The 12,734-nt window shown below is 28.9% G+C and carries 9 protein-coding genes; 8 read left to right on the top strand and 1 reads right to left on the bottom strand.

Annotation, left to right across the window (positions count from 1 at the left end):
- The first annotated feature begins 17 nt into the window (after positions 1–17).
- The 7 genes from RSA29_RS13660 to RSA29_RS13630 all read left to right on the top strand — a co-directional run bounded on the left by RSA29_RS13660 (position 18) and on the right by RSA29_RS13630 (position 8,233).
- Positions 18–1,211: a glycosyltransferase gene (locus RSA29_RS13660; protein ID WP_346943320.1), complete on the top strand. Its 1,194-nt coding sequence runs from the start codon at positions 18–20 to the stop codon at positions 1,209–1,211.
- 17 nt (positions 1,212–1,228) lie between these two features.
- Entirely contained in the window at positions 1,229–2,431 is a 1,203-nt protein-coding gene (locus tag RSA29_RS13655; RefSeq protein ID WP_346943319.1) for a glycosyltransferase, read from the top strand.
- A gap of 33 nt (positions 2,432–2,464) precedes the next feature.
- Positions 2,465–3,634, top strand: coding sequence for a glycosyltransferase (locus RSA29_RS13650; RefSeq protein WP_346943318.1), 1,170 nt, complete (start codon positions 2,465–2,467; stop codon positions 3,632–3,634).
- A 21-nt stretch (positions 3,635–3,655) separates the two neighbouring features.
- Positions 3,656–5,206 (top strand): oligosaccharide flippase family protein, encoded by a 1,551-nt coding sequence (locus tag RSA29_RS13645; RefSeq protein ID WP_346943317.1) that lies wholly within the window; start codon positions 3,656–3,658, stop codon positions 5,204–5,206.
- A 72-nt stretch (positions 5,207–5,278) separates the two neighbouring features.
- Positions 5,279–5,401 carry a hypothetical protein gene (locus tag RSA29_RS13640; protein ID WP_346931588.1) on the top strand — a complete coding sequence of 41 codons (123 nt, stop codon included), beginning with the start codon at positions 5,279–5,281 and terminating at the stop codon, positions 5,399–5,401.
- 692 nt (positions 5,402–6,093) lie between these two features.
- Positions 6,094–7,113, top strand: a complete 1,020-nt coding sequence (locus tag RSA29_RS13635; protein WP_346944439.1) for a hypothetical protein — start codon at positions 6,094–6,096, stop codon at positions 7,111–7,113.
- A 64-nt stretch (positions 7,114–7,177) separates the two neighbouring features.
- Entirely contained in the window at positions 7,178–8,233 is a 1,056-nt protein-coding gene (locus tag RSA29_RS13630; protein ID WP_346943315.1) for an acyltransferase, read from the top strand.
- 63 nt (positions 8,234–8,296) lie between these two features.
- Here RSA29_RS13630 and RSA29_RS13625 read toward each other — a convergent pair whose 3' ends face one another.
- Positions 8,297–11,548: a MucBP domain-containing protein gene (locus tag RSA29_RS13625; protein ID WP_346943314.1), complete on the bottom strand. Its 3,252-nt coding sequence runs from the start codon at positions 11,546–11,548 to the stop codon at positions 8,297–8,299.
- 152 nt (positions 11,549–11,700) lie between these two features.
- Between RSA29_RS13625 and RSA29_RS13620 the strand changes: the two genes are divergently transcribed.
- Positions 11,701–12,642: a phosphodiester glycosidase family protein gene (locus RSA29_RS13620; protein WP_346943313.1), complete on the top strand. Its 942-nt coding sequence runs from the start codon at positions 11,701–11,703 to the stop codon at positions 12,640–12,642.
- The last annotated feature ends 92 nt before the right edge of the window (positions 12,643–12,734 follow it).

Below are 12,734 nucleotides of genomic sequence, written 5' to 3'. Positions count from 1 at the left end.
AGAAAGGCTGATATTTTATGAAGAATAAAATCATATTCATGGTTATTAATATGAATATAGGGGGAACGGAAAAAGCACTTCTTTCTATGATAGATGAAATAGATAAGGCGGGATGGGATGTCACTATTCTTATGTTAGAGAAATTTGGTGGTTTCCTTGATGAAATACCAGCTTGGGTTAATGTTAAATATGTGGATGAATATAGTGAGGTGAAACCTTATGTTAGTAATCCGCCTCTAGTAATGATAAAGAAGCTTATGAAAGAAAGGGAATATGCTAAAGCTTTAGCAATGACTTATCATTATGGAATAAGCAAGATTTCTAATAACTCATTGTATTTAAATAAGTATATTTTAAGAAATGTTGAAGTTTTAAATGAAGAATATGATGTTGCAGTGGCTTATGCTGGTCCTATGGATTTTATAACATATTTTGTACATGAAAAAATATCAGCTAAGAGAAAAGTTCAATGGATTCATTTTGATGTTACTAAGGTTGGATTTAATGAAAAGTTAGTTAAGACTCTTTATCCCAAGTTTGATAAAGCCTTTGTGGTTTCTGAAGAGGGAAGAAGGAAGCTAATTAACAAGTTTCCAGAGCTGAAAAATAGCACTGAGGTATTTCATAATATTGTATCAAAGAAAAAGATAATAGAGTTAGCCAATAAAGGAGTATCATATGAGGATAACTTTCATGGAATTAGAATTCTTACAGTAGGAAGGTTAAGTAAAGAAAAAGGACAGGATTTAATAATACCAGCTTTAGCAAATTTAAAAGCTGAAGGATATAAGGTTAGATGGTATTGCATAGGTGAAGGAAATTATAGAAAAGAATGTGAAGAGCTAATAAAAGAATACAAAGTAGAAAAAGACTTTATACTGTTAGGAAGTAAGAAGAATCCTTATCCGTATATGAAAGACTGTGATATCTATGTACAACCTTCAAGGCATGAGGGGTATTGCATTACATTAGCAGAAGCTAAATGTTTTAACAATCAAATAGTTGCTACAGATTTTACTGGAGCTAGAGAGCAGATACAACATAAGAAGACTGGGTTAGTGTGTAAAGTGACTAAAGAAAGCATCTATGAAAGTGTAAAAAGATTATTGGATGATAAAGAGTTATTTAAATATATAACAGCTAATGTAGAAGCTTTGGAGATCAATAACTATAGTGACATAGCAAAGTTGATGAAATTAACTAATAAATAGTAAGGAGCATAAGTGCATTGAAGAGGAAAATTTTATTTATGGTAAGTAGCATGAATATTGGTGGAGTTGAGAAATCCTTATTATCATTATTAGATAACATTCCAAAGGATAAGTATGATATAACAATTTTGATGCTTAATAAATGGGGAGGATTTTTAGAGTATATTCCAGCTCATATTAAAGTAGAAGAGGCACAGTGGTTTAAGGATATTAAACTAATAATAATGGGATCTCCTTATGATAGTATAAAAAGATATTTAAGAAAAGGAAAACTACGGAAAATACCAGCTTTTGTTTATGCATACTATCGAGCTAAAGCATTAGATGATAGATATTATTACTACAAACATATTATTAAAGAAATACCATTTAATAAAGAGGAATATGATGTAGCTATTTCCTATGCAGGCCCAACGGAAATTATTGACACATATATAAGTCATAAGGTAAAAGCAAAGAAAAAGGTTGCATGGGTACATTTCGATATATCAAAGCATCGTGTTAATGAAAAGTTATATGAAGAACTATATGCTCTTTATGATAAAGTTTTTGTTGTTTCACAGGAAGCAAAAGTAAGACTAGATGAAATAATACCAGGTGTAAGTGGTAAATCGGAAGTTATGTTAAATGTAATATCATATGAAACAATTAGAAAAATGGCTTTAGAAAAGTGCAATTTAGATAATGATTATGAAGGAACAAAAATTATAACTGTGGGAAGATTATCGAAAGAAAAGGGACAAGATATGGCCATAAAAACTTTATTAAAATTGAAAAGTGAGGGTTATAAGGCAAGATGGTATTGTATAGGTGAGGGTAACTTTAGATGTGAATGTGAAGATTTAATTAAAAAGTATAAGTTAGAAGATGATTTCATTTTGTTAGGTACAAAACTAAATCCTTATAAATATATGAATGCTGCTGATATATATGTCCAAACTTCAAGACATGAAGGATATTGCTTAACATTGGCAGAGGTTAAGTGTTTGTATAAGCCTATTATAACCACTAATTTTACGGGGGCTAGAGAGCAGATAGATAACAATATAACAGGATATATTGTAAGTGAGGAAATTGAGTTATGTGAAAAAATTAAATACCTCATAAATTATCCAACCAATAAAAAGCGAATAGTTGAGAATTTAAAAAGAGTAAGTTTATTAAATAGTAATAACACAATGGAGAAATTAATTAAATTTCTAAACATTATTACTAAATAAAACTTAGTGATTTATATATTATAGGAGTATATTATGAAAAAAATAGCAATTGTTACAACTAAACTCAATCTTGGAGGTTGTGAAAAAGCACTTTTTGCTATGCTAAATCTTGTTGATTTAACAAAGTATGAAGTAACTATTTATCTAAAAGAAAAGGGTGGTAAGTTATATAATTATGTTCCAAATGGCGTTAATGTTATATGTATAGAAGAAGGAGAAATGAGCTTTAAACAATTAGTCTTAAAACGTATAGAGCAGAAAAATATAATAAAAGCAATAATCACTGTATATTATTTATTTTTAATGAGATTTAGTAAAAATAGAAACAAGCAAATGTACTATCATTCAAAGGCATTATCTGATATAGCAGTAAAGTATGATTTAGCTATATCCTATTTCATGCCACCTAGCTTTACAGACTGGTATACGCTAAATCATATACAAGCTACTAAAAAAGCCATATGGATACACAGTGATGTAAAAAATATAACTGGAATACATAATAAAATGCATGAAAAAATGTATTTTTCCTATGATAAAATATTTTGCGTCGGCAAGGATTTACTAAACAATTTTATTGAATGTTTTCCAAGTTGCAAAGATAAGGTTGAAGTTTTTTACAACATTATTAACAAATATGAAATTATAAACAAAACATGTGAAATGATGGGATTTATTGATGTGTTTGATGGAATAAGAATTCTTACAGTAGGTAGATTGTCTTATGAAAAGGGACAGTTATTAATTCCTGATATATTAGTTAATCTTAAGAGGCTATGCTTAAATATTAGATGGTATTGTATAGGAGATGGAATGCTGTATAGTAAGTTAGTGGAAGAAATTAGGCTAAAAGGACTAGAGAGTAATTTAATTCTTATGGGTACTATTCAAAATCCCTATCCATACATGAAAAGCTGCGATATATATGTTCAAACATCTGAATATGAGGGGTATTGTACAACTGTAACAGAAGCAAAATGTTTTAACAAACCTATAGTTGTAACGGATGTTGTAGGTACAAGAGAGCAGATATGTGAGGGGAAAACTGGATTTATAGTTAATGGTTCAGTAAGTGAGTTAAGTAATGCTATTGAAACTATTATTAAAAATAAAGAAATAGTAGAAAAATTTGAAGAAAATTTGAAGAAAGAGAATATTAATACTACTTCGGAGATTACTAAACTATATGAAATGATAGATTAAGTATAATATAAATGAGGCGAAATGATGAGAATAAAATATGCAATAAAAAATATGGCTATTAATATGTTATCGCAAGTAGTTATACTGCTTTTGGCATTTGTTTCAAGAAAGGTATTTATAGATAGTTTAGGAACAGAATATTTGGGGATTAATGGATTACTAACAAATGTAATATCAATGTTAAGCTTGGCTGAAAGTGGTATAGGTCTTAGTATAGTTTATAATTTGTACAAACCATTAGCGGAAGATGATAGAGAAAAAATAATAGCATTGATTCAATTGTATAAAAAAGCCTATGGAGTACTTGCAGTAATAATTTTAATATTAAGTTTAGCTATATATCCATTTATGAACAATTTAATGAAGGGTGCAGAGAATATTAAATTTATTTCTCTAGTATATTTTATTTTTGTAGCTAGAAATGTAATTTCATATTTGAATGCACATAAATGGAGTTTAATAAACGCCGATCAGAAGGGATATGTACTAGCTAAATTCAATTTAATGTTTCAAGTAATAACAATATTAGGAAAGATAATAATTTTAGTGTTAACAAAAAACTATGTATTATATTTGACTCTAGAACTAGGATTGTTTGTATTTCAGAATATATTTAATGGAAAAATTGTTGATAAGAGATATAGCTATATTAAAACTAAAAAGAAGTATTCAATAGATTTAAATACTAAAAAGAATATCATTAAAAATGTAAAAGCTATGTTTCTTCATAGTATTGGTGGATTTTGTGTAAATGGTACAGATAATATTTTAATATCATCATTTATAAGTATAAAAGCAGTAGGTTTATACTCTAACTATTCTATGGTTATTGGGCAGTTAGCTGTGTTATTAGGACCTGTATTATCAGGGATTAGTGTGGGTGTAGGTAATTTAATTGCAACAGAAAGTGAAGAAAAAAGATATGAGGTTTTTAAGGTTTCGTATTTTATAACATTTTGGATGTATTCTTTTTGCGTGATTTTTCTATATAATCTATTAGAGCCATTTATAAACTTGTGGATTGGTGAAGGATTCTTATTGGATAAGAGAACCTTCTTGATAATATTACTTAACTTTTATCTAGTGGGATTAAGAAGTGTAGTTTTATCATTTAAAATGAAGAGCGGATTATTTACACAAGATAAATATGTTCCGTTAATAGAAGGTGGAGTTAATTTAATAGCATCATTAATTTTGATACCATATTTGGGGTTATCGGGGGTGTTTTTAGGAACTACTATAAGTACACTAAGCATAGTGTTTTGGAATCAACCCAGAATTGTTTATAAATATGTATTCAAGAAGCCGGTAATTGCATATTTTATAAAATATGCATCATATATAGTTATAATGATGGTTACTGGAGCAATAACAACTTTTATGTGTAAGTTTCTTGTGAATGGATATAGTTTTATATCATTGTGTGTTAAAGGAACTCTATGTGTGGGTATAGTTAATGGAATTTATTTGGCTATGTTTTATAGGGCTGATGAATTTAAGTATTTATTGGGAGTGTTAAAGAGCCAAGCACCAGGTAAATATAGGCATAAAAGATTATCAGGAGTTATTTAATAATAAGAGATGTGAGTAATTATTAAAGCATAGGGTAATTAAAAGAATGAGGGTTTATAACTAGGAGGGGTTATGGAACTAACACAGCAACAAATAAAAACCGCTAAAGGAATAGCAATACTCTTTATGTTACGATTGCATCTGTTTTGTACTAAAGAGTATCAAGGATTATTTACGCCAATTATTCTTATATGACAAGTTACTTTAGTTTATTATTTAGCTCTATTTGGTGTTTGTGGTGTAGTAATTAACTGCTTCTGCAGTGGATATGGGCTATATAGTAGTTACAAAACTAATGGGCAGCAATATAAGAGGAATAATTATAAAAGAATCTTAAAACTGTATATTAACTCATGGATAATACTAGCTATTTTTGTGGTTATTATAGGGAGTTTAACAGGAATGTTTAATATATTAAATGAAGGAATAAATGTAATTGTAAGTTGTTAATTGTAATGTCATTGTTAAATATAAGATTGATACTTTACTATATAACAGAGTTAATAACATTAGAGGTAAGAATATTTTAGGAAGTTTAACAATAGTAGCTATGATTATTCTTCATGGAATTGTGCAAACACTCTTTGTGGCAGTGTTTACAGGTATTGTATTTATTTGTGTATCCAATTTAATGGATAAGCCAAGATGGGTTAAATTATTTATCAAAGTATTCTACTAATATGTGGTTGATACATATGTATATTTACATGATATATCTAAAAGATATGGTGTATATGCCAAAGTATCCGATACTAATATATCCATGGCTTGTAGTATTGTGTTTGGGATGCTCTTATGTAATTAACTTTACTTACAAGCCTATAGAAAAGAGGTTAAATTAAACTTAAAATTTGGAGGTGAATTAATTAAATTTGAAAAAAAATAATTTGAAAAAAATAATCATTAGTTTAGCAAGTATTTTAGTTATATTGGTATTTATAAAAAGTTTAATGATTTCAATAGAGGTCTTTAAATCTAATAACAAAAGTGAACAGATATGGTCAATAGGAATTTATGAGGGTGATGACATTTTAAATTTAAATGATAAAAAAGATATAGTTAATCCTATTATAACAGCTAATGATGTGACAGATATATCAGCTAAGTTTGTTGCAGATCCATTTTTAATTAATGATGGACAAAAGAATTATTTATTCTTTGAAGTATTGGATAATTCAATGAATAAAGGGGTTATCGGGTTAGCTACTAGTGATGATTTAAATAATTGGACATATGATAAAGTGGTATTAGAGGAAGAGTTTCATTTATCATATCCATATGTATTTGAATACAATAATGAATTTTATATGTTACCTGAAGGTGGTAATAGTGGATATCTAAATTTGTATAAATCTAAAAATTTTCCCTATGAATGGGAAAAAATCAGTAGTTTATTGAGGGGAAACTATCCAGATGCTTCAATATTTCAATATGATGATAAGTGGTGGATTTTAAGTACTAAAAGAGAAAAAAATGGCGGAACGCATTTTGATAATCTTCACTTGTATTATTCTGATAATTTGACGGAGGGGTGGAAAGAGCATATTAAGAGTCCAATTATAACTAATGATGCATCCATTTCACGACCAGCAGGAAAAGTACTTGTAGATAATAATAAAATTATAAGATTTGCTCAAAAAGATGAGGCTAGATATGGAGAGGGTGTTAGTGCATTTGAGATAACTAAGTTAACAGAGAGTGAATATGAGGAAAAGTTAATTGGAGAAGTAGTTTCAGGGAGTGGAATTAAAGGTAGTTGGAATGAAGGTGGCATGCACCAAAGTGATGTTCACAAAAATGAAGATGGAAAATATATTGTAGTAGTGGATGGTGATTATACCAATAAATATAATGTGATTTTTAAAAATTATATAGATAAAATAAAAAGGTTTATAGGATTAAAGTAAAAGATTATAATTATTAGAATCTTTTAAGAGAGTAATCTAGATTTTTTTATAAGTAGGTGTTTTTATGATTAAGTCATTAAAGGGGCTAAGAGCATTAGCCATGATAGGTATATTTTTATTTCATTCAGGGCTCTTGTTAAAGGGTACATTTCTAGTAACATTTTTCTTTATTTTATCTGGGTTCATGGCCTATTATACATTATATAATAGGTCTGATATGGATTCTAATAGAAAGAAAGTTAAGTGGTTTATTAATAAAGTTATTAAATTTTATCCTATTCATATAATAACCTTTGGTATGAGTATATTTATAAGATGGGATTATGTATTGAAGTTGAAAGAAAACAATGAATTGATAATTAGGGGATTTTTGAATCTAACATTATTACAAAGTTTCTTTGAAAAATATGCCATGAGTTTTAATGGGCTTTCATGGTTTCTATCAACTACAATTATAATTTATATGGTATCGTTTATGTTATTAAAAATGGTGAAAAAAGTAAGAGTGGTTAATTGTAAATATTTTATAGTAGTTATAGTCATTCTACAAAGTATATCTAATTATATAAGCTATTTTGGGATATATAGTTTATATATGTATTGCAATCCTTTTTATAGAGTTTTTGATTTCTTAATTGGAATGTTAACTGCAAGGATTGTTGTAAGTAACAAAGAGAGTAATATATTTAGAAATATGATTGATAATAATAGTTCCATTATTGAAGTAGGAATAATTATTATTTTTATAATGCAGTATATATTGTCATTTAAACTACCAGATAATATGGCTTACTATTCTATTATATTTAGTTTTGCATTATATATTTATTATAGACAGGGAGGCATAGTATCAAAGTATATATTATCCTCAGAGATTTTACAGAAGTTAGCTAATATAAGTTTTGAATTTTATATGATTCATGAATTAATTTTAATAGTATTTAGAAAATTATTCTTTAATTTAGAAATGTATTGGGTTTTAAAATGTAGTGTTATTGCAATACCATCATTTATTATATCATTAGGACTTGCAATATTGGTTCATAAATTTATTACTAAAAAAATAAGCAAAGTTAATATTAAATCTATAGCGTTAAAGCAGTTTAAGGTAAAGGTATAAATAGAGATTATAAAGGCAAAGACTCGAAAGAAATTATTCTCTCAAGTCTTTATTAATTTTATTCTAGTTAAATATACAATTATTAAATTGACTATTGATTTGACCACTATTTTTAAATATTCGAGTGCCTATAAAGGTACAATTGTTGAATTGAACATTAGAGTTGATTCCAAGGTCTATGGTTACATCCTTATTAAAAGTGCAATTAGTAAAGCTAATATCGCCTATATTATTAATTTGGTCAGTACTCATTAAGAGGCTATCATTAAATGAGCAATCATTCCAGATTCCACTATTAAAATAATTATGATTTACAAATTGACAAGGACATTGATAGATGCAATTCGTATATAGTCTACTAACATTCAAGGCATTAAAGGAAAATTTAGAATAGGTTTCTCCAAGGGTTAGCTTAAAGGTACAGTTTTCAACATATACATCACCACTAATATAACTTGTAGTACCTTTAACATATATAGTTCCATTTATCATATTGTACTTAGAATTGGAACCGTTCATAGTTACAATATTATTATCAAAGGAATAGAATTCTTTTCCTCTGTCAATATAGTTTATGGTTGCAGTATTATTTTTAATTTTAACCTTGGTTTTTTCATAATTAAAGAATTGCAATTCAGTTTGACCTAATCTTACTGAATTTATATTATTGTCATATATTTTTATAGTATTTCCAGTCATCCACCCGATTGTACTATCTATACCAATATTTTCATTGTTTCTAACTATGATACCATTAATTCTGTACCTATATAATATACTCATACTCTTGCAGTTTTCCACTACATGGTTTATCCCAGCATTAGCTATAATATCAGCAGTTCCGACATTTTTAAAAATTTCACAGCCTCTTATAAATAAGTCTTGGGCTTGTTCCCATCCATCTTCTACATCTATTTCACAAGGTGTTATGCTTTGACCACTTCTTGTGAATTTACAGTTATTATAGGCTAGGTGTTGGAATTGGAAAGGTGCAGAGCAGGTTCTATTGTCTATCCAGTTACAATTATTTATTGAAGAATACCTTGTAGACTTCATGTGATGAAGTGATAAATTAGTTACATCTGTAGCGGCACCTCTAAAGGTCATTCTTAGAGTTTTTGCATTTGATGGGATTCTACATCTAGTGAACTGATATACCTTAATTGTTTCTATAAACTTATTATTTACATCGTAGAAATGGAAATTCATATCCCAATAAAGACCATTTAATCCGCCATAACCAAGCCATATACTAGCTACCACATATTTATTGGCAAGCATACTATCATCCATAGTACAGTAACTGCAAGTTGTATATCCAGTTTCGCTTACTTCAACACCGTTTTCTATGGAAAGTCCATCTGTCCATGAGCCTATTTTACCCCAACCATAGCTTCCGTCTTGTCCAGCACATACATTGTAGCCAGTTACTTGTTTTATAGTTATATTAGTTAAGGTAGAGAATTCAGCGCCATACATATATACTCCATTACTTTGTTCACCATTACTTCCAGATATTGCATTGGAACCATCGGTCCATATCAAGTTTTGTCTTTCAAAGAAGTCTCCTTCAATAGTTCCATTGATTAAATGAGAATCTTTACAACTACTCATTCTAACTATTAAATTTTCAACCTGAGCTAGGGTTCCATATTGTCTGTCATCGTAAGGGTGAAGCTTAAAGGTAGCGCCATTCATATCAACAGTTAAATTGCTAGGAATAATGATAGGGCAGGTTTTAGCTGCAATAGTTCCTTGTCTTAAGCATCTGTTAACTCGATAAATCCCAAGAGGTAATATTACTTTTCTTATACCTTTTGCTCTTAAATCAACAAATAACTGTGATAGTCCAACTCTATTATTTATCATGTCAGTTTCAACTTGACTATTATTCTTATTTATCTTATAAGTTGCTAAATCAGCATCAATAATAGTATAAATTTCGGTAGGCTTAATAGTGTAGTTAGCTTCATTTATAACCCATAAATCATTGAAGATTCTTCTGGATACTCTTCCGTATACATCAATAACTTGAGCGCTGTACCAGTGCATTCCTTCTGTTAATGAGCCTAAATTCAAATTGTAGTCTCCTGCTGGTAGATTATTAATATAATTTACAACTCCATCAACTTCATATCTTAGATTGAACCGAAGGGATGTATCTCCATCATAGTATTCTTTTTGATAGAAATCAGTGAAGTATAGAGGGATTATAACTTGTTCAGCATCCGTTGGTTTAGGATTATAATAGTAGATTGAGATATAAGGGAGTTCAGTTTCATCTATAGTAGCTGTGGTAACATAGTAAAACATAACTACTTGATCTTTATTTATCTCAGTTAAGGTTACAGTTGCGTTACTCTCACTAACACAGATATATCCATCAAAGTTCTTAGCACTATAAGTGTATACTCCTAAAGTTAAATCAGTATAAATATCATTATCTGCTAATTTCAAATTTGTATCCTCATCTATATAACTAACAGTAACGCTTCCTTTTACTATTTTCTTATAATAGAAGATGATTACCTTATCTCTTTCACTAGATGTTAAAGTAACAGTCTGACTACTATCTCCAATTAAGGTGTATCCATCAAAGGATTTAGCATTATAGGTGTATGATCCTAAACTCAAATTAGTATATATATCATTTGGGGCAATATTAACGTTATTCTCTTGATCTATATAAGCAATTCCAATACTTCCAATTGCTTTATAGTAAAAAATTATGACCTTATCTTTTTCTGTAGCTGTTAAGGTTACACTTTGAGTAGTATTTCCAATTAACGCATAGCCATTAAATTCTTTAGCAGTATAGGTGTATTGGGTTAATGGTAAGTTAGTATATATATCACTTGTTGTTATTTTTATATTAGCATCTTGATCTATATAAGCTATAGTAACGCTTCCTAAAATCACATTCTTTTTATATTTAAAAACTATAGTGGCTGTTAAATTACTTTTAGATAAAGTAACACTTTGTGGACTTTCACTTGTGAGAGTATAGTCAGGAATTGTTATGGCGGAATAAGTGTAGGTTCTTAAAGTAAGGTTACTATAGACCTTAGCTGGGGAGATGGTAACCTTATTCTCATCTACATAATTAATGCTTATGGAACCAGTAACTAACTGTAATTTTGAACTTTGAATACATCCAATTTTACTATTATATATGCAGTTTGACCATCCATTTGAAGTGCTTACCACATCAATAAAGGTATCTTTTGAAAGAATAGCCACCACACCACTAAGAATTGAATTCTTTTTATACATAATAGTTAAGGAAGAAGTGGTTTTATAAACTGTTGTAGCCATATTTTATTCGCTCCTTTTAAATTTTAATGAAGATATTATAGGCCTAATATAGTTTATTAAAATAACAATTATATGTTCGTGAAATATTTTCAATTAATTGAACATATTCATATAATAATTAGGAATCCAAGTTATAGAGAGTAGGTAGTTTTATGAAAAGGTATGAGAATAGTTTTAAATCGGATATACAAATGGGGAAAAATATAATAAAATTATTAACCATTATTTTAATAGGGATAATCATGTATTTAGGATCAGGAATTATTAAACAGAAAAGGATGTTGAAAGCTGAGTCAATTAGAGCAAGTTCTGAAGTTAAGCTTAATAAGTTAAATGAACAATTTCCAACTACAAACTATGTTAATGTAGATAAGGTTACAGGCGTTATGGAGTATGGTTCTCCCACAATGATGATTACTATAGATCCTATAGTTAAAACTAAGCCTAATTTAAGGATATGGGTTTCTAATATAAGGGTTAAAGAGGCAAGTCAAATAAAATCAGCCTTTGCTGGAGAGGAATTTTCCTTGAAAAATAGAGAAAAAACCTCTGAAATGGCAGCAGAACATGGAGCAGTTTTTGCAGTAAATGGAGCTGCATATGGCTTTAATGAAAAAAGTTTTGTTATTAGAGATGGAATACTTTATAGAGAAACAAGTTTAGATTGTGCTCCTCTTATAATAAAGAACAATGGAGACTTTGAAATCTTTAATTATGGAGAAAAAACTGGAGAAGAAATTATAGCTATGGGTGGTATGCACACCTATGATTTTGGACCAGACTTAATAAAGGATGGAAAAATAGTAGATTACGGAAATGGTTGGTATAAGGAGGATAAAAATCCTAGAACAGCTATAGGGCAGAAAGGACCACTTGAGTACGTGGTAATAGTTGCGGATGGGAGAAATAAGGAATCGGAAGGGGTAACATTTTATGATTTAGCATTGGAGTTCCAAAGACTAGGTTGTAAGTGGGCATATGCCTTAGATGGAGGTGGATCTACTACACTTTATTTTAATGGTAATGTTATAAATACTCCTTCTGACTGGAATGGAGAAAGGGAAGTGTCGGATATATTGTATTTTGGGAATTGAATGAGTTCATAGATTGATGTAAAATAATGAAAGAAAATTTTTGATGAGGAATCTTTAAGTTTAATGAAACATATTAATCTTTAGACCATGTT

Origin of the sequence: Clostridium sp., from assembly GCF_036660475.1 — a bacterium.
In the GTDB taxonomy this organism is placed as follows: domain Bacteria; phylum Bacillota; class Clostridia; order Clostridiales; family Clostridiaceae; genus Clostridium_J.
This window is presented reverse-complemented; position numbering and strand designations above follow the sequence as displayed.